This window comes from Paraburkholderia sp. RL17-381-BIF-C (assembly GCF_046026435.1).
GTDB lineage: Bacteria > Pseudomonadota > Gammaproteobacteria > Burkholderiales > Burkholderiaceae > Paraburkholderia.
This window is the reverse complement of sequence record NZ_JARESX010000005.1, coordinates 36353-60574: the sequence shown is the minus strand read 5'-3', so window position 1 is coordinate 60574 and position 24222 is coordinate 36353. Positions and strand designations below refer to the sequence as shown.

Annotated in this window: 20 protein-coding genes; 10 read left to right on the top strand and 10 right to left on the bottom strand. The window is 64.1% G+C overall.

Features of this window, described 5'->3' with window-relative positions:
• Positions 1-27: 27 nt before the first annotated feature.
• Positions 28-891 (top strand): sulfurtransferase, encoded by an 864-nt coding sequence (locus P0D70_RS05520; protein WP_408183366.1) that lies wholly within the window; start codon positions 28-30, stop codon positions 889-891.
• A 62-nt stretch (positions 892-953) separates the two neighbouring features.
• Positions 954-1847 carry a tRNA glutamyl-Q(34) synthetase GluQRS gene (gene gluQRS, locus P0D70_RS05515; RefSeq protein ID WP_408183558.1) on the top strand — a complete coding sequence of 298 codons (894 nt, stop codon included), beginning with the start codon at positions 954-956 and terminating at the stop codon, positions 1845-1847.
• An 18-nt stretch (positions 1848-1865) separates the two neighbouring features.
• Here gluQRS and P0D70_RS05510 read toward each other — a convergent pair whose 3' ends face one another.
• The 6 genes from P0D70_RS05510 to purT form a co-directional block, all read right to left on the bottom strand.
• Entirely contained in the window at positions 1866-3347 is a 1482-nt protein-coding gene (locus P0D70_RS05510; RefSeq protein ID WP_408183364.1) for a DEAD/DEAH box helicase, read from the bottom strand.
• 324 nt (positions 3348-3671) lie between these two features.
• A complete protein-coding gene (locus tag P0D70_RS05505; RefSeq protein ID WP_408183362.1) occupies positions 3672-5108 on the bottom strand; it encodes an aldehyde dehydrogenase family protein in 1437 nt (478 codons plus the stop codon).
• Between the two features lie 169 nt (positions 5109-5277).
• A complete protein-coding gene (locus P0D70_RS05500; protein WP_091796098.1) occupies positions 5278-6930 on the bottom strand; it encodes an acetolactate synthase large subunit in 1653 nt (550 codons plus the stop codon).
• 256 nt (positions 6931-7186) lie between these two features.
• Positions 7187-7555 carry an MliC family protein gene (locus P0D70_RS05495; RefSeq protein WP_408183358.1) on the bottom strand — a complete coding sequence of 123 codons (369 nt, stop codon included), beginning with the start codon at positions 7553-7555 and terminating at the stop codon, positions 7187-7189.
• 104 nt (positions 7556-7659) lie between these two features.
• On the bottom strand, positions 7660-7872 hold the full coding sequence (locus tag P0D70_RS05490; protein ID WP_408183556.1) for a DUF6726 family protein: 213 nt from the start codon (positions 7870-7872) through the stop codon (positions 7660-7662).
• A gap of 130 nt (positions 7873-8002) precedes the next feature.
• Positions 8003-9217, bottom strand: a complete 1215-nt coding sequence (gene purT / locus P0D70_RS05485; protein ID WP_408183356.1) for a formate-dependent phosphoribosylglycinamide formyltransferase — start codon at positions 9215-9217, stop codon at positions 8003-8005.
• Between the two features lie 274 nt (positions 9218-9491).
• Between purT and P0D70_RS05480 the strand changes: the two genes are divergently transcribed.
• Positions 9492-10043: an META domain-containing protein gene (locus tag P0D70_RS05480; RefSeq protein WP_408183354.1), complete on the top strand. Its 552-nt coding sequence runs from the start codon at positions 9492-9494 to the stop codon at positions 10041-10043.
• A gap of 260 nt (positions 10044-10303) precedes the next feature.
• Positions 10304-14764: an FtsK/SpoIIIE family DNA translocase gene (locus P0D70_RS05475; protein WP_459252443.1), complete on the top strand. Its 4461-nt coding sequence runs from the start codon at positions 10304-10306 to the stop codon at positions 14762-14764.
• A gap of 119 nt (positions 14765-14883) precedes the next feature.
• Here the strand turns inward: P0D70_RS05475 and P0D70_RS05465 are convergent, their stop codons facing one another.
• The gene (locus P0D70_RS05465) at positions 14884-16176 is read right to left on the bottom strand and encodes a lactonase family protein (RefSeq protein ID WP_408183352.1); all 1293 of its coding nucleotides are present in this window, start codon (positions 16174-16176) and stop codon (positions 14884-14886) included.
• Between the two features lie 231 nt (positions 16177-16407).
• Here P0D70_RS05465 and P0D70_RS05460 point away from each other — a divergent pair, with 231 nt between their 5' ends.
• The gene (locus P0D70_RS05460; protein WP_073429502.1) at positions 16408-16560 is read left to right on the top strand and encodes a DUF3096 domain-containing protein; all 153 of its coding nucleotides are present in this window, start codon (positions 16408-16410) and stop codon (positions 16558-16560) included.
• Positions 16561-16791: 231 nt separating this feature from the next.
• Here P0D70_RS05460 and P0D70_RS05455 read toward each other — a convergent pair whose 3' ends face one another.
• Positions 16792-17037 carry a hypothetical protein gene (locus P0D70_RS05455; protein WP_408183552.1) on the bottom strand — a complete coding sequence of 82 codons (246 nt, stop codon included), beginning with the start codon at positions 17035-17037 and terminating at the stop codon, positions 16792-16794.
• A 228-nt stretch (positions 17038-17265) separates the two neighbouring features.
• Between P0D70_RS05455 and P0D70_RS05450 the strand changes: the two genes are divergently transcribed.
• Together P0D70_RS05450 and P0D70_RS05445 are read left to right on the top strand one after the other, a co-directional pair.
• Entirely contained in the window at positions 17266-19146 is a 1881-nt protein-coding gene (locus tag P0D70_RS05450) for a glycoside hydrolase family 15 protein (RefSeq protein ID WP_408183350.1), read from the top strand.
• A 180-nt stretch (positions 19147-19326) separates the two neighbouring features.
• A complete protein-coding gene (locus tag P0D70_RS05445; protein ID WP_408183348.1) occupies positions 19327-20604 on the top strand; it encodes a polyhydroxyalkanoate depolymerase in 1278 nt (425 codons plus the stop codon).
• A gap of 115 nt (positions 20605-20719) precedes the next feature.
• On the opposite strand, the gene P0D70_RS05440 is transcribed toward P0D70_RS05445, so the two are convergent.
• Positions 20720-21352, bottom strand: a complete 633-nt coding sequence (locus tag P0D70_RS05440; RefSeq protein WP_012432273.1) for a TetR/AcrR family transcriptional regulator — start codon at positions 21350-21352, stop codon at positions 20720-20722.
• 225 nt (positions 21353-21577) lie between these two features.
• On the opposite strand from P0D70_RS05440, the gene rsxB reads away from it, so the two are divergent.
• The 3 genes from rsxB to P0D70_RS05425 all read left to right on the top strand — a co-directional run bounded on the left by rsxB (position 21578) and on the right by P0D70_RS05425 (position 23668).
• The gene (gene rsxB / locus P0D70_RS05435) at positions 21578-22417 is read left to right on the top strand and encodes an electron transport complex subunit RsxB (protein ID WP_091800700.1); all 840 of its coding nucleotides are present in this window, start codon (positions 21578-21580) and stop codon (positions 22415-22417) included.
• Between the two features lie 19 nt (positions 22418-22436).
• Positions 22437-23081 carry an endonuclease III gene (gene nth / locus P0D70_RS05430; RefSeq protein WP_091796126.1) on the top strand — a complete coding sequence of 215 codons (645 nt, stop codon included), beginning with the start codon at positions 22437-22439 and terminating at the stop codon, positions 23079-23081.
• A 152-nt stretch (positions 23082-23233) separates the two neighbouring features.
• The gene (locus tag P0D70_RS05425) at positions 23234-23668 is read left to right on the top strand and encodes a DUF1841 family protein (protein ID WP_035551992.1); all 435 of its coding nucleotides are present in this window, start codon (positions 23234-23236) and stop codon (positions 23666-23668) included.
• Positions 23669-23797: 129 nt separating this feature from the next.
• On the opposite strand, the gene P0D70_RS05420 is transcribed toward P0D70_RS05425, so the two are convergent.
• Positions 23798-24181, bottom strand: a complete 384-nt coding sequence (locus P0D70_RS05420; protein WP_095420040.1) for a c-type cytochrome — start codon at positions 24179-24181, stop codon at positions 23798-23800.
• Positions 24182-24222: the final 41 nt, after the last annotated feature.

Here is a 24222-nt window from a genome sequence, read left to right as displayed (position 1 = left end):
CCGGTCACCTCTTACCGCTGGACACTTATGAGTATCGTCAACCTCTCTTCGTATCAATTTGCGACTATCGAAGACACCGCCGCATGGCGCCCGTTCGTCACGGAGCGCTGCAATGCGCTCGGCCTGAAGGGCACTGTTCTGCTGGCGCCGGAAGGCATCAACCTGTTCGTCGCCGGCACGCGTGAGGCTACGAACGCGTTCATCGACTACATCCGTCACGACGCGCTGTTCGAAGGCAAGTTCGCGAATTTGCAGTTCAAGGAAAGCCTGTCGGACAAGCAGCCGTTCACCCGCATGCTGGTCAAGCTCAAGCGCGAGATCATCACGATGAAAAAACCGGCCATCCGGCCGGAGCTAGGCCGTGCGCCGTTCGTCGACGCGCCCACGCTGAAAAACTGGCTGGACCGCGGTCACGACGATCAAGGCCGCCCCGTCGTGATGCTCGACACGCGCAACGCATTCGAAGTCGACGTCGGCACGTTCGATAACGCGCTCGACTACCGCATTACGAAATTCAGCGAGTTTCCCGAAGTCATCGAGCAGAATCGCGCCGATCTGGAAGGCAAGACGGTTGTGTCGTTCTGCACGGGTGGGATTCGCTGCGAGAAAGCGGCGATCCACATGAAGGACGTGGGCATCGAGAACGTGTACCAGCTCGAAGGCGGCATTCTGAAGTACTTCGAGGAAGTGGGCGGAGCCCACTATCACGGCGACTGCTTCGTGTTCGACTACCGCACCGCGCTCAATCCTCAACTTGAGCCCAGCAAGACGACGCAATGCTTCGGCTGCCGCGCCGTGGTTTCGCCGGAAGCGCAACAATCGCCCATGTACGTGGCGGGCAAGACGTGTCCGGAATGTCATCCGGACAGCAAGGCGGCACGCGCCGCGTGATGGTGGCCGCGCAGCCGGCGCAACAATCGGGCCGAGGCTTGCGGGCCGGGGCCAAGGCCGGCATGCCCTACCGCGGACGTTTCGCGCCGTCGCCCACCGGCCCGCTACATTTCGGCTCGCTGGTCAGCGCGCTTGCAAGCTGGCTGGACGCGCGTGCGCATCGGGGAGCGTGGCTCGTGCGCATTGAAGACATCGACGGCCCGCGCACCGTGCCGGGCGCCGCCGAAGACATTCTCGCCACCCTCGAACGCTTCGGCATGCAGGCAGACGAACCGCCTGTCTGGCAAAGCAAACGCCTCGCGCGCTACCAGCAGGCGCTGGAGGAATTGAAGGCCGGCGGCATGATCTATCCGTGTGGCTGCACGCGCAAGGAAATCGCCGACTCGCTGCTGCACGCGCATGCGCGCAACACCACCCTCGCCTATCCCGGCACCTGCCGCGAAGGCCTGCATGGCAAACCGGCGCGCGCATGGCGACTGCGCGTGCCCGACGGCGACGCCGCGATCATCACGTTCGAGGACCGCTGGCAAGGCACGCAGACACAGAACCTGGCCACCGAGGTGGGCGATTTCGTGCTGAAGCGCGCGGACGACCAATGGGCGTATCAACTGGCGGTGGTCGTCGACGACGCGGACGCGGGCATCACGCACATTGTGCGCGGCGCGGATTTGATGGATTCAACGGCACGGCAGATCTATTTGCAGCGCTGCCTGGGCGTGCCGACGCCCGAGTATTTGCATGTGCCCGTCGTCATGAACGAACAGGGCGAAAAACTCAGCAAGCAGAACGGCGCTACGGCGCTGGACAGCAATGAGCCACTCGACGCGCTGAGCGCGGCGGCGCGGCATCTGGGGCTCAAGCTGGAAAGCGCTAAGGCCCATACGACGCTAGACGGCTTTTATGCCGCCGCCACGGTGGCATGGGCAAAACGAATGGGATTACCCGCAGCAGGATAACCGCGATTCGAGTCTGGATCAGGAAGACGACGGCGACTTTCTCGGCATTCCGAACCCGCCCAACAGCGCCGCCAACGGCTGCTTGGAAGCGGACTTCTGCGGCGCGGCCGAAGCAGCGTCGGCCTCCTCGACCTTGCGAACCGAAGCAGGCGACGGCTCATATGGCTTCAGGAAGAAATCATCCACCGGTTGCGCGCGATGATGATGCGGCCGGTCAAACGAACCCGACGACGCACCCGTGCGCCGACGGCTGCCGCGATCTTCACGCCCTTCCCGCCCCTCGCTGCTACGCTCGCGACGCGGTGCGCGCTCTTCATGGTGGTGGCGCACCGGCGCTTCCACCGTCAGGCGTTGCACGTCCAACGGACGCTTGATCAACTTCTCGATATCGGCAAGCTGCTTGCGCTCGTTCGGGCTGCACAGCGACAAGGCGTCGCCGGAAGCACCCGCGCGGCCGGTACGGCCGATGCGGTGCACGTAGTCTTCCGCATTGAACGGCAGATCGAAGTTGATCACCGCCGGCAGTTCGGCGATATCGAGGCCGCGCGCGGCGACGTCTGTCGCCACCAGCGCTTCGATCTCGCCGCGCTTGAACGCGTCGAGCGCCTGCATCCGTTCGTTCTGCGAGCGGTCGCCGTGAATCGCGGTCGCCACCACGCCGTCGCGCTCGAGGCTGCGCGCGAGACGGCTCGCGCCGATCTTGCTGTTGCAGAACACGATCACCTGCTTGAGGCTGCGCTCGCGAATCAGTTGCACGACCGCCCCGGTCTTGTCCCCTTCGGCGACTTCGAAGACGATCTGCGTCACGTTGGTCGCAGTCGAATTGCTGCGCGCGACTTCAATGGTTTGCGGGTCGCGCAGATAAGTCGCGGCGAGCTTCTTGATTTCGCCCGAGAACGTGGCCGAAAACAGCAGCGTCTGACGCTCTTTCGGCAGCAGGTTGAGAATGCGCTGCAGATCCGGCAGGAAGCCCATGTCGAGCATGCGGTCGGCTTCGTCGAGCACGAGAATCTGCACCTGGCCGAGGTTGGCGGTCTTCTGTTGCACGTGATCGAGCAGACGGCCTGGCGTGGCGATCAGAATCTCGACGCCGCGGCGCAGTTGCTCCGATTGCGGATTCATATCCACGCCGCCGAACACCACTGCGCTGCGCAGCGCAGTGTGCTTCGCATACGACTGCACGTTCGCGGCGACCTGGTCGGCCAGTTCGCGGGTCGGCGTGAGGATCAGCGCGCGCACCGGATGGCGGGCGGGCGATGCGCTCGTGCTCGCCTGCGGCAACAGGCGCTGGATGATCGGCAGCGAGAAACTCGCGGTCTTGCCGGTGCCGGTTTGCGCGGCGCCCATGACGTCGCGGCCGGCCAGCACGACGGGAATCGCCTGCGCCTGGATCGGCGTAGGGATGGTGTAGCCCGATTCTTTGACGGCTTTCAGGATGTCGGGCGCGAGACCGAATTGATCAAAAGTCGCAGTGCTGGGCGTGACGGCTGTGTCGGACATGGTGGCTTTCGCTAAAAATGCGCTTTGCGCGTGCGCGCGGCAGCGGTCGGAACCGCAGAGGGCATTGTGATGAAGGCGGAGCCACGGCGTTCCGCACGGGACCCGATAGTATTGCGGGAAAAAATGCGGCCGGCTCCGGCCGGCGGAAACACCCGCCGGAAAGGCCGGTATTGTAGCACTTCAGCAAAAACACTCATGGCGCATGTGCCGGCTTTCTGCTTACGCCGGCGAAAGCCGGGGCGCCGGCACTCGGGGCACCCCCATGCGCCGTCGCGCTTCGCTCGCAGCGTAGTGGGCTCAGACGACAGTTGCGTGACAGCCGTCCTACCACGTCTCGCGCATCACCATCAGGCGCAGCTCGGTCATGTCTTCGATCGCGTAGCGCACGCCTTCACGCCCCAACCCGGAATCCTTCACGCCGCCGTACGGCATGTTGTCGACCCGGAACGACGGCACGTCGTTGATCACCACGCCGCCCACGTCGAGTTCGTCCCACGCGCGATGCGCATGCGCGAGCGAATCCGTGAACACGCCCGCCTGCAGGCCGAAGTCGCTGTCGTTGACGGTCGCGAGCGCGGCGTCGAAATCGTCGAAGCGCTCCAGAATCGCCACCGGTCCGAACGCTTCCTTGCGGTACAGATCGGTGTCGCGTTTCACGCCTTCGAGCAGCGTGGCCTCGAACATCGCGCCCTCGACCTTGCCGCCGGCAATGATTTTCGCGCCCGCCTGCACCGCGCTTTCCATCCAGCCGGCGAGGCGTTTGGATTCCGATTCGGAGATCATCGGCCCGACGAAGGTCTTTTCGTCTTTCGGATCGCCCATCACGAGCGATTTGGTCTTGGCAATGAGCTTCTCGCGCAAGGCGTCATACAAGCTGGCGTGGACGAGAATCCGCTGCACGCCGATGCAGCTCTGCCCCGACTGATAGAACGCGCCGAATGCGAGCCGGTCGACCACATAGTCGAGCTTTCCGCCCTGATCGCCGTCGACGATCGCAGCCGCGTTGCCGCCCAATTCCAGAATCACCTTTTTCTTGCCCGCCTTCTTCTTCAAATCCCAGCCCACCGCGGGCGAGCCGGTGAAGGACAGCAATTTGAAGCGCTCGTCGGTGGTGAAGAGATCGGCGCCGTCGCGATGCGCGGGCAGAATCGAGAATGCGCCTTTGGGCAGATCGGTTTCCGCCAGAATCTCGCCCATGATGAGCGCGCCGACCGGCGTGCGGCTCGCCGGCTTCAACACGAACGGCACACCTGCCGCGATAGCCGGCGCGACCTTGTGCGCGGTCAGGTTCAGGGGAAAGTTGAACGGCGAAATAAACGAGCAAGGGCCGATCGGCACCCGCTTCACATAGCCGTGGTAGCCCTTGGCGCGCGGCGAAATCTCCAGATTGACGATCTCGCCGTCGATGCGCACCGCTTCCTCCGCCGCCACCTTGAACGTGTCGATCAGGCGCGTGACCTCGCCTTTCGAGTCGTTGATCGGCTTGCCGGCCTCGATGCACAGCGCGAGCGCCAGTTCGTCGTAGCGCTCGCGAAAGCGCTTCACGCAATGTTCGAGCACCGCCTGGCGTTTGAACGGCGGAAAAGCGCGCAGCGCGGGCATGGCCTCGACGGCGTGGCCGATCGCTTTGTCGATCGCGGCGGCGTCGGCCATCGCCACGCGGGTGGCGACTTCGCCGCTGAATTTATCGGTGACTTCGAGATCGGTGTTGGCGGCCACCGCAACGTTGGCGAGATAGTACGGGTAGGTCTTGTTCAACATGACGCGTCTCCTTGATCCGATACCTGTAAAAGCAAGACTGCCAGCAAGGGGCATGCCCCTTGGCTGCTCATTGGCTGCTCACTTGCCACTAGCGTGCCGTTCGCGTGCCGCTCACTAGCCGCGCGCATTTCCCGCTCGCCCGTCAGTCGCCGGTGAAGCCACCCGCCGTTCATAGTTGCGCCGACAGCCGCTTGATCTCGCGATTCAGCACGCGCTCGTTGTCGGAATAGTCGATCGGCAGATCGATCACATGTACGCCCGGCGTCACGAAACATTCGCGCAGCAGCGGCGCGAACTCCGCCGCCGATTCGATACGGTGACCCTTTGCCCCATAGCTCTGCGCATACGCGACGAAATCCGGGTTGCTCAGCGTCATGCCGTAGTCGGGGAAGTTCATGTTTTCCTGCTTCCAGCGGATCATGCCGAACGCGTCGTCGCGCAAGATCAGGATCACCAGATCCAGCCTCAAACGCACCGCCGTTTCCAGTTCCTGCGAATTCATCATGAAACCGCCGTCGCCGCACACGGCCATGACCTTGCGGTCCGGATGCACGATCTTGGTGGCGATCGCGGACGGCAGCCCCGCGCCCATCGAAGCCAACGCGTTGTCGAGCAGCAGTGAATTCGGTTCGTGCGCGCGGTAGTAGCGGGCGAACCAGATCTTGTACATGCCGTTGTCCAGACATACGATGCCGTCCACCGGCGTGGTCTCGTACACGTCGTTGACGATCCGTACCGGATACATGGGAAAACGATCGTCGTGCTGGCCCTTGATCAGATGCGCCTCGAAGTGCTCCTTGATTTCCTTGAAGCGCGTGAAGTCCCAATGCTCCTGGCGCTCCTTGAGACTTTCCTTGAGTTGCCACACGGCGTTGGCGATATCGCCGACCACTTCGATCTGCGGGAAGTACACCGTGTCGACCTCGGCGCCGAGGAAGTTGACGTGAATCACCGTCTTCTCGCCGGCCTCGCCGCTGCGCATGAAGAACGGCGGCTTTTCGATCACGTCGTGACCGACATTGATGATGCAGTCCGCGTGGTCGATCGCGCGGTGCACGAAGTCGCCGTCGGAGAGCGTCGCGTTGCCGAGCCACATGGGATGCGATTCGTCGATCACGCCCTTGCCCATCTGCGTGGTGAAGAACGGAATGCCGATCTGGTCGACGAACTCGCGCAGCATCTTGGTGGTCGTCTTGCGATTGCCGCCCGCGCCGATCATCAATAACGGATGCTTCGCGCGGGTGATCGCCTCGACCGCGTGCGCCACGGCTTTTTCCTCGGCGATGGGACGGCGGCTGTAGCTCTTCGGAATCGGCTTGCCGTCGCCTTCTTCATGCGCGACGTCTTCCGGCAATTCGAGGTGAGTGGCGCCGGGCCGCTCTTCTTCCGCCTGACGCACCGCCTCGCGCACCGCCGCCGGGATATTGCTGACCGACACGATCTGCCGCGTGTATTTGGTCAGCGGCTCCATCATGCGCACTACGTCGACGATCTGAAAATGCCCTTGCTTGCTCGCCTTGATCGGTTTTTGCCCGGTGACCATCAGCATCGGCATGCCGCCCAGTTGCGCGTACGCGGCGGCAGTCACGAGGTTGGTCGCGCCCGGGCCCAGGGTCGCCAGGCACACGCCGATGCGCCCCGTGAGACGCCCGTAAGTGGCGGCCATAAAACCGGCCGCCTGTTCATGACGCGTGAGGATCAGACGGATTTTCGAGCGGCGCAGCGATTCGAGCAGATCGAGGTTTTCTTCACCGGGAATACCGAACACATACTCGACACCTTCGGCTTCCAGCGATTTGACGAACAGGTCCGATGCTTTCATTGAGGGTCTCGCTTGATGATACGGACGCGGGCCGCGACCCCTTGCCGGGGTCCGGAAACGGACGATCGAAAGACGACGACGGCCATGCGGACACCGCCCGGCATGGCTTGATGGCATAACGTGAGCGCGCTGCAGATGCCACGCCAGACAGCTTACTACTCGAACGGGAATGATGTGCGGCCGGCGGCCAATGCCGCGCGGCAGGAGCATGATGAGGCAATCGGCGGCGCAGTTGGGATAACCCGCCGCCGCATGCCTAGCGATTGATGGTGACGCAGTCCGACAGCATGGGCGGCGCGTTTTCGCCGTCCATGGCGTCGTACAGGTCGGCGCGCGGGCCCTTGGTCCACCATGTATAGCTGCCGGCCTGATATTTCGCGCCGGAGGCCGACATGGTGTTGACGAACAGCAGCGCTTTGCCCTTCACCGGCACGAGCGCGAAGCTCTGGCCGTTCGCCGTGTTCCAGTAGGTGACCTGCAGGATCTTGCCGGTCGCACAGGTGTATTTGTGGGTCTGACGGTTTTTTGCCTGAATCTCTGAAAACTGCAACGGCGCGGCACATGCAACGCCATATGACGCCGCCAGTCCCGCCGCCGTGGTTAACGCAACCAGCCATCTCTTCATGGGAAGCCTCGATCGTTGCTGCCAGTCAAACACGGGCGATGCCAGGCAAGCCCCAGGTATGCCGCGCCTCGTGGCTGCGGCTCAGGACAGTCGACGCGAATCGATCATGGATCGATCACGTCGGCGCACGCATCGGTCGGCGCGGCGGCCACGTGCCCGACCACCGGCACGATCTTCAAGCCGGCCGAAGCGATCCGGCACGGCGCGGCCGCGAGACCGCACCCCGTCAATCCGGCACATAGCGCGAACAGCACGCCGAGTGCGCCGAGACGGCCGGCCACCCCGCGCCGCGTGTTGTTGCCGATTTCCAGCGCCATACGTACCTCAACGTCGATGAGCTCGACGAGCCCAATCATTTCAGATTGCGCGCGCCGATTATGCCGGCCGCGCGAAACCAGCGGCGCGTGGCGGTTCGTCACAACCATGCCGAGCGCGCCCCGCCGGCACTTACTTCGCCGACACCGGCCGCACCGCCGCCGCAGCCTGCTTCGCACGCGAGCGTGCTTCGTCGGTCGTGTCGCCCGTGGCGAGCGCCACGCCCATGCGGCGCTTGACGAAACTCTCCGGCTTGCCGAACAGGCGCAGGTCCGAGTTCGGCACCGCCAACGCCGCGGCGACACCTTCGAAAGCAATACCGGTCTCGTCGAGGCCGCCGTAAATCACCGCCGACGCACCCGGCGCCCGCAGCGACGTATCCACCGGCAAACCGAGGATCGCGCGCGCGTGCAATTCGAATTCCGAAAAGCGCTGCGAGCACAGCGTGACGAGACCGGTATCGTGCGGACGCGGACTCACTTCCGAAAACCATACGTCATCGCCGCGCACGAAAAGTTCCACGCCGAACAGACCTCGCCCGCCGAGCGCGGCCGTGACCTTGTGCGCCACTTCACGCGAACGTTCGAGCGCGAGCGGGCTCATGGGCTGCGGCTGCCACGATTCGACGTAATCGCCCGCCACCTGCACGTGGCCGATCGGGTCGCAGAAATACGTGCTGACTTCACCGCTCGCCGGGTCGATGGCGCGCACGGTCAACTGCGTGATTTCGTATTCGAAGTCGATAAAGCCTTCAACGATCACGCGGCCGTGGTTCACCCGGCCGCCGGCCATGGCGTATTGCCATGCGGGTTCGACGTCGGCGTCGCTGCGCAGCACCGACTGCCCCTTGCCCGACGACGACATGACCGGCTTCACCACGCACGGATAGCCGACTTTGGCGATGCCCGCGCGCAGTTCGTCGAGCGAGTCGGCGAACGCGTACGGCGAGGTCGGCAGGCCGAGTTCCTCGGCGGCCAGACGGCGGATGCCTTCGCGGTTCATGGTGAGCTGCGTGGCGCGCGCCGTTGGGATCACTTCGGCGAGCGCGTCGGCCTCGATAGCGGCGAGTTCGTCGGTCGCGATCGCCTCGATCTCGGGGACGATCAGATGCGGGCGCTCCTGTTCGACCAGCGCGCGCAACGCGGCGCGATCCGTCATGTCGATCACGTGCGCGCGGTGCGCGACCTGGTGACCCGGCGCGTTCGGGTAACGGTCGACGGCGATCACTTCGACGCCCAGCCGTTGCAACGCGATGATCACTTCCTTGCCGAGCTCGCCGGCGCCGAGCAGCATGACACGCGTGGCGGATTCAGAAAGGGGCGTGCCGATCCGTTGGCCGATCTGCATGAGGTCTCCAGATAAAAGTCGGATGAGGGTGGGATTGGGTAGAGCACGATGTTAACATGCGGGCCCCTCGCCGCACCTTGCTCGCGGCGGCCACATCCTGATCCGCGCGTGACGGGCAACGACTGCGCACGACTTGCGCACAACCTGCGCACAACGGCGGCGTACAAGGCCGCCACGGCGCGCTGAATAAGCTCGTGGCACGCCAATGCTCTCGCGTGCGGCGAGCTTAGTGCGTTACCCTTACGCCTTCGCCAGTTTGAAGAGGAACGACGCCATGCTCCAAAGCTCCTCCGCGCGACGTGTTGCGCGCTTTGCCCCGTATTTCACCCCGCATCTGCGCACCGCCATCGCCGCGTTGAGCGTCGCCGCGCTGTTGAGCGCCTGCGCGATCCCGAAACATCCCGACTCGGAAGCCGCCGCGCCCGACCCCTTCAACCCCGCCGCCGCGCAATTGCTCGACGACACCAGCTGGGTGCTGAGCGCCTGGAAACAGGCTGACGGCACCGTACGCGCGATTCCGTCCGCGAACCAGGGCGCGCCGATTACGCTCACGTTGTCCACCTCGACCGGTCAACGGCACGCCAGCGGCTTTTCCGGTTGCAACCGCTATATGGGCTCGTATGCGCTGAAAGACGGCAAGCTGAGCTTCGGGACGCTGGGCGGCACGCGCATGGCGTGCATGACGCCGGGCGGACAGATCGAGGGCGCGTATCTCAATGCGCTGACGCATATCGATCGCACCGGCGTGCAGATGCGCGCGCCGCAGCAGATGCAACTGGTGCTCGACAACGGCGACACGCTGACCTTCGACAGCAGCACGAAATGAGCGGGGCGCGGATCACCGGACGAGAGCAAGGCACACTGACTGGCCAACCGGCCTGCGGCGCGCGCCACGGTCGGAACGGTCCGCATGAAGGGTGAAGGCTGTCCCGACAGCCGTTGTTTTTCACCGACGGCAGGCCGCGCGCCGGTCTGCTTTCCAATGGGACGCAAGCATACTTGCGTCTGCCTTCGAAGCGTCGGGCTTCGCCGGTTTAAACTCGACGGATTGCGTTTGCGCGCGTCCGTCATTCGTTGATGTCTAGTATGCAAACGGTAGTTTTCGGCTGGTTCGGCGGGTCAGCCGTCTGGTTCATTCCTCTTGTGTGGCGTCTCGTGAAGTCCGCGCTGCCGGGCGGCGCAGGCTTGCGCGGCCCCGGCACGATCCGGCTTTGGCTCGGCTTCGTCTGCGTGCTGGTGGCGAGCTGCACACTCGAAGCGTCGCTGATCGGCATGGCCGGTGTGAATGGCTTCGGCCACGCGCTGGCCGCGGGCTTCGGTCATCTGCTCGGGCATATCGGCACGCCTCTCGCGGCGCTCGCGCTGCTGCTGATCAGCCTGCCCTGGCTGATCGATTTCCGCTGGCGCGACTTCGCCGCATGGGCCGACGGCGCGTTCGGCCTCGGCCTGTCGCGCGGCCTCGCCAAACGCGACGAGGAAGCACGCCGTCATCGCAGTATCGACGACGGTGTGCCGTCGCACGTTTCGCCGGCCACCAATACGATGGCGCCGAAAACCAATGGACGTTACGCGCGCCCCACGGTGTGGCGGCCGCCGGCGCGCGGGCGCGACGCGGCCGCGGGAGCCGCTGCGGCTGCCGCGGGCAAGGATGCGTCGGCGCGTGGCGCCGGCGCGAGCTGGCGCAGCGGGGCGGCGGCGCCGCGCGGTCAGACGCAGTCCGAGCCGGTGCTGCGCACGGGCGCAGCGACGACACCGCCGCGCCATGTACCGATGCAAACGCAATCACTCAACCCGGACAAAGCCGCGTGGATGCCGGTCGAGCCGGTCGCACCGACCGGCTGGTTGCGCGACTCCGGATCACGCATGGCTGCGCCGGCGGCGGATTCGGTCGCCGGATCGGGTGCATCCGGTGCCGCGGCTCGCGACAGCGCATCGCAGGTTGGACGTCGGTCGGCTGGCGAGCAGCGGGCCGTCGGATCGTCAGGGTTCGGTGCCGGCCTCGCGGCAGGTGCGGCCTTCGCTCCGGGTGCTGCTGCAGCTGGTGCAGTGGGTACAGTGGGTGCAACTTCGGCAGCCGCGACAGGCACTGCGAGTGCGGCACGTACTGTGGGTGGTGCAGCTGCGGCGGGCGCGGCAGCTGCCGCGGGCCGCGCGGCTGTGCCAACCAGAGTGGCTCAGACAGCGACGCACGCGACGGCAACGGCGCGCGGCGTCCCCGGCGCGGCCTCGCACTCGACTGCGGCGTCAGTGGGCAACGCAACCACTGGCGCGGCGCGTCCGTCGGTGGCGGCCCAAGGCACGTCTGCCCCGGCGGCTTCGGTCAATCGCGCCGCGGCGCCCCGGCAGGCTTTCCCGGCCGCCCCGCGTTCGGGCGACGACATGCCGGCGTCGGCGACGCGCCGGGCGCCGCCCAGCTTCACGCGGCCTATGCCCACGACGCAGAAAGTCACGCCGCCTCCGAGTGTGCAGGAGACGCTTCGCAGCATTGCTGAAAACGCCGCCCGCTGGACCGACCTTGCCGGGGTGAGCCTCGCGCGCAGCAGCAGCGCGGACGCCCCGAAAGTCACGAGCGCGCTGGACGCGTTGGGGTCGTTCGAGGTTCGGCCATCGGGCGGGGATGTGGCGCGAGCGGAGGTACTCGAGACGCCTTTGATGCCATTGACGCCTTTGCCGCCGGACGAGTCTGTGCCTTCGTTCGAAGTTGTGGAAAGTGCATCGGCTGACGACTCGGTAATCGCACCGGTCGAAACGACGCGCACGGAAACCGCGATCGAAGTGCCGCTGGAGGTCAGCCACGAGCCCGTCGTGCAATGGCCGATCGAGCCACCGATCATTCAACCACCGTTGACGGCGGCGCCCGTAGTCGAGCCTGTGTTTGCGGCTCCGGCTGCGGCTGCGGCTGCGGCTGCACCTGCGTCGCAGTATGTGCCATCGGTTGCTACACCTACGCCGTTTCAGATCTTCGCGGCGCAGTTGCAAGCGAGCGAAGCTCACGCGGACGAACCGCCGCTCGAAGACGATTCAGCGCAGCTGGCACCTCACGCCGACAGCCACGCGAACCCGACAGCTGAAGTCGCGCAGACACCTAGCCAGCCGGCGGATCACTCAGAAGTCATCGCATCTGAGGTTGCCGGGCAGCCAACTACATCCGCGGCCACCGAACACGTTAAAGCAGCCGCACCGGTCATCGAGCCGCCATCCGCTGTGCCGGCGTATGCCCCGGTCGCTTCCGTCGTGTTCGATAAAACCCTCGCGCCTTGGGAAGCCGAACTCGATGCCGTCCTGGCGCAACACGCGGCTTCGTCGTCGAGCGGGCCGGCAGTCGCTAGCGTTGCCGCGTCGAGTGAAGCCGTGGCGACGCATGACGTCGTGCCGTCGCTGAGCGGAGCGCGCCTTGACGAATCCGCCGCGCCGCTCCAAATGGAGGCAGTGAACTCCCCTGCTCTGCCGGACGCGACCCAGGCATCGGACGCGTCAACCAGCACGCACGCTGCAAACATAACCGCAGCAATGCCGCCACTCAACGTAGCGTCGCATGCGTCGGAATCGCCATCCACCGAGCACGTTGCAAACGCTTCGGCCGCAATGCCACCGCAAAGCATCGTGCCGCATGCGTCGAACTCGCCAACCACCGAGCACGTTGCAGACGCTTCGGCCGCAATGCCACCGCAAGGCATCGTGCCGCACGCGTCGGAATCGCCGGCCACCGCATACGCCGACAACACAGCAGCCGCAGAGCCGCCACCCACCATCGTGGCGCAGGCATCGAACGTGGTTCGCTTTCCGGGCTTCGCGGTTCACGCCGCGCCCGTGGCATCCGATGTCGTTGCCGACGAACCGGTCGCCGTGGAAGACCGCGTCGACGAGGCCACCTTCGCGCCGGCGGCATCCGCACCGCTCGCGGCAGCACCGCTCGACGCAATGCCACTCGACGCAACACCCCCCGCTGCACCGACCACAACCGCGCCCGCATCCACCGGGCCCGCCGAACCCGCCGTCCAACGCCCGCCGCTGCGCGGCCACAGCCCCACCAACGGCTTCGAGTTCCGCGCACCCGCGGCATCGATGGTCGAACTGCCCACGCTCGACCTGCTCGCGCCCGCAGACATCGACGTCGAACCGGTCTCCGAAGAAAAGCTCATCGAAACCGGCCTGCTGATCGAACAGCGTCTGCAGGAATTCAAGGTGCCGGTGACCGTTGTCGGCGCGTCGGCCGGGCCGGTCATCACGCGCTTCGAAGTGGAACCGGCGCTTGGCGTGCGCGGCAGTCAGATCGTCGGTCTGATGAAGGATCTGTCGCGCGGGCTCGGCCTGACATCCATCCGCGTGGTCGAGACGATTCCCGGCAAGACCTGCATGGGTCTGGAATTGCCGAACGCCAAGCGCCAGACTATCCGCCTGTCCGAAATTCTCGAAGCCAGCGTCTATCAGAACTCGCATTCGCAGTTGACGCTCGCCATGGGCAAGGACATCACCGGCCATCCGGTGGTGGCCGATCTGGCGAAGGCGCCGCACATGCTGGTCGCGGGCACGACCGGTTCGGGCAAGTCGGTGGCGATCAACGCGATGATCTGCTCGCTGCTCTTCAAGGCGACGCCCGAGGAAGTACGCCTCATCATGATCGATCCGAAGATGCTGGAGCTATCGGTCTACGAAGGCATTCCGCATCTGCTCGCGCCGGTCGTCACCGACATGAAGCTGGCCGCCAACGCGCTAAACTGGTGCGTCGGCGAAATGGAAAAGCGCTACCGCCTGATGTCCGCGGTCGGCGTGCGCAATCTGGCCGGCTTCAACCAGAAAATCCGCGACACCGAAGCCAAGGGCAAGAAGCTCGGCAACCCGTTCTCGCTGACGCCGGAAGCGCCCGAGCCGCTCGCGCCGCTGCCGCTGATCGTGGTCGTGATCGACGAGCTGGCCGACCTGATGATGGTGGCCGGCAAGAAGATCGAAGAACTGATCGCGCGGCTTGCGCAGAAGGCGCGCGCTGCCGGCATCCATTTGATCCTGGCGACGCAGCGTCCTTCGGTGGACGTGATCACCGGCCTCATCAAGGCGAACATTCCGACGCGCGTGGCGTTCCAGGTATCGTCGAAGATCGACTCGCGCACGATTCTCGATCAGATGGGCGCCGAGTCGCTGCTGGGCCAGGGCGACATGCTGTTCCTGCCGCCCGGCACGGGCTACCCGCAACGGGTACACGGCGCGTTCGTCGCCGACGAGGAAGTGCATCGGATCGTCGAGTATCTGAAGCAGTTCGGCGAACCGCAGTACGAAGAAGGCATTCTCGACGGCCCGGCCACCGAGGGCGGCGCAGCGCAAGACCTGTTCGGCGAATCGCCGGACGCGGAGGCCGATCCGCTCTACGACGAGGCGGTCGCCTTCGTGGTGCGCACGCGGCGCGCGTCGATCTCCTCGGTGCAGCGCCAGTTGCGCATCGGTTATAACCGCGCGGCGCGTCTCGTCGAACAGATGGAAACGGCGGGCCTCGTGTCCGCCATGGGCATCAACGGTAGCCGTGAAGTGCTGGCGCCTGGGCCGGCGGAGTGAGCCACTATCGCGGGGCATCGCTCGCATAAAGCCAGCCGCAAAAAATGCGGCCGCTTGAACAACAAGCGGCCGCATTTTTCATTCAGCGCGCATAGTCAAATCACACGCTTCGTCATCGCTTACGACGGCGAGACCAGTTTGAAATCCACCGGCGATCCAAGCTCGAAGTGCTTCGGATTCGCTTCGAGCAAACCGCTCTGTTGATCGCGTTTGAACACATACACGGTATCGCTATTCTGATTACCGACGATCAGCCAGTTGCCGGTCGGATCGATCGCGAATTCGCGCGGCGATTTGCCGAGGCTCGATTGATGCCCGATCTTCCTGAGATGCCCGTTGGTCGGGTCCACCGAAAAGATCACGATCTCATTCGCGTCGCCGCGATTGGTGGCATACAGAAAGCGCCCGTCCGGCGACAGATGAATCGCCGCCGCGCCTACCGCGCCCTTGAAGCCCGGCTCGGTCAGCGGCACGGTCTGCACCTGCGTGAGCTTGCCGCCGTCGTAATTGAACGTGCTGACCGTGGCGGCCAGTTCGCTGGTCAGATACGCGTGCTTGCCGTCCGCGCCGAACACCAGATGGCGCGGCCCCGTGCCCGCTTTCTCCTGGGTGTAGCGCCAGTCGGTCGGGCCGAACAGGCCGCGGCTGCCATCAGGTGTGTAGCGGTACGAGTACAGCTTGTCCGCGCCGAGATCCTGCGCGAACAGATAGTGGCCGTCCGGCGAGAACACGGTGGAGTGAACGTGCGAATTGTCCTGGCGGCCCTTCACCGGACCACCGCCTTCGTGATGCACCGTGAGCACGGACGCGCCGACCTGGCCGTCGGCCTGCAACGGAAACACGGCGAAACTGCCGCCCGGGTCGGCTGCCACTGAGTAGTTCGCGGCCAGCAGATATTTGCCGTCCGGCGAGAGGCTCAGATAGCACGGATCATTGCCGTCCGCCGACACCTTGTTGAGGAACGTCAGCTGGCCGCTCGCGGCGTCGAATCGAAACGCGCTGATGCCGCCGCGCTGGGAGGCCGGGCCATTGTCACCGGGCAGTTCGTTGACCGCGTAGACGAAACGGCGGTCGCGGCTCACCACGAGATACGACGGATTGACCGTCGGCGCGACCGAGACGCGCGTCGCCTCGCCCGTCTTCGTGTCGAAGCGATAGACGTACAAGCCTTCACTCCTGGCGCCGGTGTACGTGCCGACCAGCATGTCGTAGACACCGTCGGCGGGAACCGGGCCGGAATCTTGCGCAAAAGCGTGCGAAGCAACAATCGAGACCATGAGCGCGAAACCTTTTATTATCGAGCGGGCGGAGCGCGACGGAGCAGCTTGCCCCGCGCGTTGTGAAATGCCATCAACAGCAGGCAGGTGAGAACCTGCAACGGCACGCGTCGCGGCCCGGTGACGACGAAGCATATGACCTCCTGTTCATTCGTTATTGGGTTGAACCGGTTGTAAGAGTGTCTCTGGTCTGCCGCGCCATCGGTCGAGCGTTGTTCTTATCGAAAGAAGTATAAAAGCGTTGTGTCGGATCATGCTGTTAATGCGGCTGGCGGTATCCAGTGGAACCGAGAGCCGCAGCATGGGTAACCATTGTCCCGCCTGACGGGGCATTTTTTCAATCGCGTCTCACTCTACGGAGTCTTCATGAACGTCACACTCAGTTTGGGCCCGCTGGTTTCGTTGATCGCCGGTATTCTGATTCTCGTCATGCCGCGCCTGTTGAACTACATCGTCGCGCTCTATCTGATCATCATCGGCATCATTGGGATCTTCGGCGTGGGGGCTTCGCACTTCTGAGGCCGGGCGGCGCCCGCTTGCGCATGCATGAGACGCACTACCGGGCGCAGTCGCGGCCCGGTGCCGTTCCGCTTCGCGAGCGGACACAAGGCGTGACGCAACGTCACGTGCGCGGGAGTCGTGAAAACGAGGGAAGCGATAAAACGCGGCGGCGCGGCGAAGCGGTGTACCCTCGCCGCAAGCGCGATCAGATTGCGCTTACTGCGGCGCGCCGACCACGAAGGCCTGCGGTCAGCCGTTCGAAAGCTGGTCGAGGCGCAGACGTCCCTGCAACGAAAGAGCGCCCACGGCATAATTGCCATCGCCTTCCTGATAACGCCGGAAGCAGGCCCGTTCGACCAGAAAGGCGGCGGCTGCCAGCATGCCGTTGCGGCTCAGGCCCAGCCGGCCGTGATCGAGCGGCAACATCGAATCGTCGGCAAGCTCGCTGGCGGCCGAGAGAATCGTGATGCAATCGGATTTCGACGGGTTCGGCATAGCTTTGGTCCTCGGAAACGGCGTCTGTATGCGCCATGGGCGGGGCCGGTCCATCATCCGGAATGCTCCGGGCGTCGGCATGAAATCTGATTGTAGGCATTCGTTTGACAGATTACCAACTCGCGTTTCGCGGCAATGTGCGGTGAACCAAAGCGCATCGCGCGAGTCGGGTAACAACAACGACACGCGCGGCGCTCCTTGCCGCGCGCCATACTGACTCCGCTCCCCATGCCCGCACACATCGAAGACTATGCGCTCGTCGGCGACGGCCACACGGCCGCGCTCATCTCCCGCGAAGGTTCCGTCGACTGGCTCTGCTGGCCGCGCTTCGATTCCGGCGCCTGCTTCGCCGCGCTGCTCGGCACGCCCGGCAACGGACGCTGGCTGATCTCACCGGTCTCGGACACGCCGCCCACCGTCACCCGCCGCTATCGCGGCGAAACACTGATTCTCGAAACCCATTTCGAGACGCCCGAGGGCGCCGTCACGCTGGTCGATTTCATGCCGCCGGGCAATGGCTGGTCGGAACTGGTGCGGATCGTCGTCGGCCAACGCGGCACGGTGCGCATGAAGATGGAACTCGTGCTGCGCTTCGATTATGGTTTCTCGATTCCGTGGGTCGACCGCCTCAAGCACGACAGCGGCATCAAGGCGATTGTCGGGCCCGATACCGCCGTGTTGCGCACACCGGTCGCGTTGCGCGGCGAAGACATGAAGACGTTGGCCGAATTCACCGTCAGCGAAGGCGAGCGGGTGCCGTTCTCACTGGCTTATTCGCCCTCGCATCTACGCATTCCGCCGGCGCGCGACCCGCATACGTCGCTTGCGCGCACCGAGAACCACTGGCTCGAATGGTCGGCGCGCAGCACGGTCGAAGGACGCTGGGCCGAGCCGATCCGCCGCTCGCTGATCACGCTCAAGGCGCTCGCCTACGAGCCGACCGGCGGTATCGTCGCCGCGCCCACGACTTCGCTGCCGGAGCAACTCGGCGGCACCCGCAACTGGGACTACCGCTATTGCTGGCTACGCGACGCCACGATCACGCTGCTCGCCATGATGCGCGGCGGCTACTTCGACGAAGCCCGCGCGTGGCGCTCCTGGCTTGGCCGCGTCATGGCCGGTGCGCCGGATCAGTTGCAGATCATGTATGGCATCGCGGGCGAGCGGCGTTTGCCCGAGTTCGAACTCGACTGGCTGCCGGGCTATCAGGACGCGAAACCGGTGCGGGTCGGCAATAACGCGGTCGGCCAACGCCAGCTCGACGTCTATGGCGAAGTGATGAATGCGCTGCATCTCGCGCGGGTCGGTGGCCTGCAGGCGGACGACACGGCGTGGAACGTGCAGCGCGCGCTGCTCTCCCACCTCGACACGATCTGGCGGGAACCCGACGAAGGCATCTGGGAAACGCGCGGCGGCCGCCAGCATTTCACCTTCTCGAAGGTGATGGCATGGGTCGCCTACGACCGTGCCATCCGCTCGGCGGAAATGTTCAAGCTCGACGGCCCGCTCGACGAATGGCGCGCCACCCGCGAGCAAATCCATGCGGAAGTCTGCGAAAAGGCATGGAATCCCGCGCTTAACGCGTTTTCGCAGTCCTACGGCACCGACCAGCTCGATGCGAGCGTGCTGTTGATGCCGCTGGTGGGCTTTCTGCGGCCGCAAGATCCGCGCGTCAAAGGCACCGTGGCGGCCATCGAAAAGGACTTGATGCATGACGGTTTCGTGATGCGCTATCGCACCACCGAATACGACGACGGCCTGCCGCCAGGAGAAGGCACGTTTCTCGCGTGTTCGTTCTGGATGGTGGACAACCTCGCGCTGCAAGGCCGCCTCGACGAAGCGATCGCCATGTACGAACGGCTGCTCGCGCTCTGCAACGATGTCGGTTTGCTCGCGGAAGAGTACGATCCGGGTGCGCAGCGCCTGGTGGGCAACTTTCCGCAGGCTTTTTCGCATGTGGCCCTCGTGCATACCGGCCTGAACCTGATGAAGCACGAACAGGCGATGGCGCAGGCGACAGGGCAACCTCCCCATAACGGCACCGGAGAAACAGAACTTGATGTTGCGGCAAGCCCCGATAGCGGCACGGCAACATCGCCAGTAGCATGATTTAATGACAGTTCGCGTGGCAGCTGCACGCGAATTGCTGCATTGCACAATTGCGCTTAGTTCGATATGATCGATCAGACTGTCGGCCGAAAAACAATGTGCCCACAAACAAATTGGCCTGCCGCAACGCCCTGCGCGTGTTTGCGAAGCCCCATGCGAACCGCTTAAAACGGAGCACCCATGCTCTACCAACTGCACGAATTCCAGCGGGCTATGTTGAGCCCCCTCACCGCCTGGGCTCAGGCCGCGTCCAAATCCTTCGCGAATCCCGCCAGCCCCTTGGCCTATGTGCCGGGCGCCACGCGCCTCTCCGCCGGGTACGAATTACTCTACCGGCTGGGTAAAGATTACGAAAAACCCGAGTTCAATCTTCATCAGATTGTCAAAGACGGTCACAACATTCCGATCATCGAGCAGACGATCATCGAGAAGCCGTTTTGCCGCCTGATGCGCTTCAAGCGTTTCGCGGACGACAGCGACGCTGTTACCCAATTGAAAGATGAGCCGGTCGTGCTGGTATGCGCACCGTTGTCAGGACACCACGCCACGCTGCTGCGCGACACCGTGCGCACGTTGCTGCAAGACCACAAGGTCTACCTGACCGATTGGATCGACGCGCGCATGGTGCCGCTCGAGGCCGGCGAGTTTCATCTGGACGATTACGTCGCCTACATTCAGGAATTCATCCGCCACATCGGCGCGAAGAATCTGCATGTGATCTCGGTATGTCAGCCGACCGTACCCGTGCTCGCCGCCATTTCGCTGCTGGCGAGCCGCGGCGAAGACACGCCGCGCACCATGACCATGATGGGTGGCCCGATCGACGCGCGCAAGAGCCCGACCTCGGTCAACTCGCTTGCCACGCAGCATTCGTATGAATGGTTCGAGAACAACGTGATCTTCACGGTCCCGCCGAATTATCCGGGCGTCGGCCGCAAGGTTTACCCGGGCTTTCTGCAGCACACCGGTTTTGTGGCAATGAATCCGGAACGTCACGCGGCGTCGCACTGGGACTTCTATCAAAGCCTGCTGCGCGGCGACGAAGACGACGCGGAAGCACACCGCCGCTTCTACGACGAGTACAACGCGGTGCTCGACATGGACGCGGACTACTATCTCGACACGATACGCGTGGTGTTCCAGGAGTTCAGCCTCGCCGAGGGCACGTGGGACGTCTCCGGCGAACGGGTGAAACCGCAGGACATCACGAAGACCGCGCTCTTCACGATTGAAGGCGAGCTCGACGATATTTCCGGCGACGGCCAGACCTATGCCGCGCACGAACTGTGTACGGGCATTCCGGAAGCAAACAAGCGTCACTTCACCGCGGAAAAGTGCGGCCACTACGGCATTTTCTCGGGACGCCGTTGGCGCACCATCATTTATCCGCAGTTGCGCGACTTCATCCTCGAGCACAACAAGGTGACGAAGGTCGCGAAGGAAAGAGTCGAAGCCTGAGCGGCGTACGCACAGCACGCGCATCACGCACAGCCAGTCGGCAACAACGGCCTCTTCGGAGGCCGTTGTCGTTTATGAGGATCCCGAAGCCTCCACCCGCGATTGACGCTGCAGCCTACTTGCGCAACAGATACGCGAGCAGCAACTCGGTGTTCATCTGAATCACTTCACTGCGCTCGCTTGCGCTGCTGAAATCGCGCCCGAGCGTGGCTTCGAGCGTGAAGCGATTCGACACGATGTAGTAGCCCATGCCGGACAGCGTGACATAGAAACGCAGCGGGTCGACATTGGTGCGAAACAGCCCCGCGCGTTGGCCACGCTCGAGAATGCCGCCAAGCGTGGCGACGATCGGCGAGATCATTTCGCGGATGCGCGTGGACTTCTGCATGTAGCGTGCTTCGTGCAGATTCTCGTTGTTGATGAGACGCAGCAACTCGGGATGATCGCGGTAGTAATCCCAAACAAAATGCGCAAGACGCGTAATGGCCTCCACCGGCGCGATGCCGTTGAGTTCGAGCGTGCGCTCCGCTTCATTGAGCGCGCTGAACGCGTGCTCGAGTACGGCAGTGAAAAGCTGCTCCTTGCTACCGAAGTAGTAATAGAGCATGCGTTCATTCGTTTCCGCGCGGCGGGCGATCTGATCGACGCGCGCGCCGAATAGCCCACCATTTGCAAACTCTTCGGCCGCCGCGAGCAGAATGCGGCGCCGTGTGCCTTCAGGATCTCTTTTGATTTTCGGCTGATTCATGGTGGCATCGTCTTCGTGAGCCGCGTTATCCGGATCGCGCCGCCGGCCTCTCCTCGGGCCTTGCACCGACAGCACTGAACGGGCTGGTTGGGGGAACACCCTTCTGCGGTCTTTCGAAAAAGCGCTTCGATTATGGCACATGGATTGCGGATGGCAATTGGGGAAATCGGCGATAATGTGCTATTTAGTTCAAGCTGTGCGGCCGCAAGCCAAAAGCCCCACGTCGTGACCGTGACAGAAATCAAAACACTCGCAGATCGCATTGAAGATCTGCTCCCACAGACGCAATGCACCAAGTGCGGTTACCCCGCATGCCGCCCCTATGCCGAAGCCGTGGCGAGCGGCGAGGCCAATTACAACCAGTGTCCACCGGGTGGCGCCGAAGGCATCGCCCGGCTCGCCGCATTGCTCGGCAAACCGGTGATTCCGCTCAATTCCGCCAATGGCGTCGAACGGCCACGTCCGTTGGCGGTTATCGACGAACAAGTTTGCATCGGCTGCACGTTGTGCATGCAGGCGTGTCCAGTCGATGCAATAGTTGGCGCACCGAAACAGATGCATACGGTCATCGCAGAGCTTTGCACCGGCTGTGATCTGTGCGTGCCGCCCTGCCCGGTCGACTGTATCGCGCTACCGCCCGTGACCGGCAACGCAACCGGTTGGGACGCGTGGAGCCAGGCCCAGGCCAACGCCGCGCGCGAACGCCATGACCGGCGTGAAGCGCGTCTCGCCCGCGAACGTGAGGCCGCCGAGGCACGTGCCGCAGCGCGGCGCACAGGCAGCAGCCCGGCTGCTCAGGTTACCGAAACAACGCGAGCCGGCGCTGCGGTGACATCCTCCGCGCCCGCGGCGGAAGACGCCGAAGCAAAGAAACGCGCGATCATCCAGGCCGCGCTCGAACGTGCCCGCAAGAAAAAGGAAGAATTGGCCGCCAAGGGCCAAGGTCCGCTGAACACCGAACAGGTGAGCGCCGACGTCCAGGCCCAGATCGACGCCGCCGAAGCACGCCGCCGCCGTCTCGGACTCGCCGGCGACGACACCGGCACGCCGTCCGACAAGCGCTAACCGCACCTTCACGACGAGTATGAACGCGAACAAACGCCGCGCCATCTACGAGACGCTTCAGAGTCTCAATCCGCATCCCACAACCGAACTCGAGTACACCACTCCGTTCGAACTGCTGATCGCCGTGCTGCTGTCCGCGCAGGCCACCGACGTCTCGGTCAATAAAGCCATGCGCAAGATGTTCCCGGTCGCGAACACGCCGCAGCAGGTTTTCGATCTCGGCGAAGAAGGCGTGGCCGGCTACATCAAGACCATTGGCCTCTATCGCACCAAGGCGAAGAACGTCATTGCCACCTGCCGTATTCTGCTCGACCAGTATGGCGGCGAAGTGCCCGAGGATCGCGAAGCGCTCGAAAGTCTGCCGGGCGTCGGCCGGAAAACGGCCAATGTGATTCTGAACACGGCGTTTGGTCATCCGACCATCGCGGTCGACACGCACATCTTTCGGGTTGCGAACCGAACCGGTCTTGCACCGGGCAAAGACGTTCGCGCAGTCGAGGCGGCATTGGAGAAATTCACCCCCGCCGAATTCAGGCAGGATGCGCACCACTGGCTGATCCTGCACGGCCGTTATGTCTGCAAGGCGCGCCGGCCGGAATGCTGGCATTGCGTGATCGAACCGCTGTGCGAGTTCCGTCCGAAAACACCGGCGCCGGATCTGTGAGCGTCGCCCGCCCGGCACGGCGGCACGGCGGCGTGGGCGCCCCAGCAGCCCGCGGCGCCGCGGCGTAAAATGACGGCCTGCCTCGTCGGCTTCATAGGCTGACGCTTCAACGACTTACGCTACACGCCCCAACTCCACGCACCGGTCCCACGATGTTCAATCCTAGCCGCGACGAAGTCCGTCTCTTCTTCACCGACACCTGGCGCAAGCAGCGTCAAGGCGAAATTCTCACGCCGCTGGAGGCAATCGCCGCCGACTGGATCGTCGAGCATCCCGAATATCACGCCGACCTGACCGACGGCGACGCCGCCCAGGCGCAGGACTACTCGCCCGAACGCGGCCAGACCAACCCGTTCCTGCATCTGTCGATGCATCTGGCCATCACCGAACAGTTGTCGATCGATCAGCCGCCCGGCATTCGCGCGGCGCACGAGCGGCTCGCCGCGCGCCTCGGCTCGACCCACGAGGCACAGCACGCCATCATGGACTGCCTCGGCGAAACCATCTGGGAAGCGCAGCGCACCGGCACGCCGCCGGACACGGACGCGTATCTTCAACGGATCGAGCGGCGCGCCACGCGCGACTGAGACCGGGGCCGAACGCGCAATACCGGACGCGCAACACCGCGCACACGAATCACCCCTCCAAAAGCACAACACCCCGCCGAGGCGGGGTGTTGTTCAATCTAAAAGCCGCGCGCAAACCACGCGACTCGCTTACTTCTTCTGCACCAGATCGCCGTTCAGCGATTCGACATAAGCTGCGATGTCTTTCATGTCGCTTTGCGACAGGCTTTGCACCTGCGCCTGCATGATCGCGTTGTTGCGACCGAAGTGCGGGTTGCCGTTGCCCATCTGGTATTGGCGCAACGACCAGTACACGTAATCGGAATGCTGACCGGCGAGCTTCGGATATTCCGGGCTCACCGGCTTGTTCAGGTTCACGCCGTGGCAAGCCGCGCAGTTGTGGCTGTCCGCCAGCACCTTGCCGTTGCCGGCGTCTGCGGCGTGCGCGAGATTCGCTGCAACCAGACCGATCACTGCCGCCGACGCGCATGCAGCCTTGAACACCGTGTGGAGTGCCTGTTGGGGCTTATTCATGAATTCTCCTATCCCGCGAATTTAATAGCCGAGTGACTGGA

Excerpts from the sequence above, each read along its gene's own strand:
- P0D70_RS05480 (WP_408183354.1), top strand. The coding sequence starts at position 9,492 with ATGCTCCAAAGCTCCTCCGCGCGACGTGTTGCGCGCTTTGCCCCGTAT.
- nth (WP_091796126.1), top strand. The coding sequence starts at position 22,437 with ATGAACGCGAACAAACGCCGCGCCATCTACGAGACGCTTCAGAGTCTC.
- P0D70_RS05460 (WP_073429502.1), top strand. The coding sequence starts at position 16,408 with ATGAACGTCACACTCAGTTTGGGCCCGCTGGTTTCGTTGATCGCCGGT.
- purT (WP_408183356.1), bottom strand. The coding sequence starts at position 9,217 with ATGCAGATCGGCCAACGGATCGGCACGCCCCTTTCTGAATCCGCCACG.
- P0D70_RS05465 (WP_408183352.1), bottom strand. The coding sequence starts at position 16,176 with ATGCTTCGTCGTCACCGGGCCGCGACGCGTGCCGTTGCAGGTTCTCAC.
- P0D70_RS05490 (WP_408183556.1), bottom strand. The coding sequence starts at position 7,872 with ATGGCGCTGGAAATCGGCAACAACACGCGGCGCGGGGTGGCCGGCCGT.
- P0D70_RS05445 (WP_408183348.1), top strand. The coding sequence starts at position 19,327 with ATGCTCTACCAACTGCACGAATTCCAGCGGGCTATGTTGAGCCCCCTC.
- P0D70_RS05505 (WP_408183362.1), bottom strand. The coding sequence starts at position 5,108 with ATGTTGAACAAGACCTACCCGTACTATCTCGCCAACGTTGCGGTGGCC.
- P0D70_RS05520 (WP_408183366.1), top strand. The coding sequence starts at position 28 with ATGAGTATCGTCAACCTCTCTTCGTATCAATTTGCGACTATCGAAGAC.
- P0D70_RS05440 (WP_012432273.1), bottom strand. The coding sequence starts at position 21,352 with ATGAATCAGCCGAAAATCAAAAGAGATCCTGAAGGCACACGGCGCCGC.
- P0D70_RS05495 (WP_408183358.1), bottom strand. The coding sequence starts at position 7,555 with ATGAAGAGATGGCTGGTTGCGTTAACCACGGCGGCGGGACTGGCGGCG.
- P0D70_RS05510 (WP_408183364.1), bottom strand. The coding sequence starts at position 3,347 with ATGTCCGACACAGCCGTCACGCCCAGCACTGCGACTTTTGATCAATTC.
- P0D70_RS05475 (WP_459252443.1), top strand. The coding sequence starts at position 10,304 with ATGCAAACGGTAGTTTTCGGCTGGTTCGGCGGGTCAGCCGTCTGGTTC.
- P0D70_RS05500 (WP_091796098.1), bottom strand. The coding sequence starts at position 6,930 with ATGAAAGCATCGGACCTGTTCGTCAAATCGCTGGAAGCCGAAGGTGTC.
- P0D70_RS05455 (WP_408183552.1), bottom strand. The coding sequence starts at position 17,037 with ATGCCGAACCCGTCGAAATCCGATTGCATCACGATTCTCTCGGCCGCC.
- P0D70_RS05450 (WP_408183350.1), top strand. The coding sequence starts at position 17,266 with ATGCCCGCACACATCGAAGACTATGCGCTCGTCGGCGACGGCCACACG.
- gluQRS (WP_408183558.1), top strand. The coding sequence starts at position 954 with ATGCCCTACCGCGGACGTTTCGCGCCGTCGCCCACCGGCCCGCTACAT.
- P0D70_RS05420 (WP_095420040.1), bottom strand. The coding sequence starts at position 24,181 with ATGAATAAGCCCCAACAGGCACTCCACACGGTGTTCAAGGCTGCATGC.
- P0D70_RS05425 (WP_035551992.1), top strand. The coding sequence starts at position 23,234 with ATGTTCAATCCTAGCCGCGACGAAGTCCGTCTCTTCTTCACCGACACC.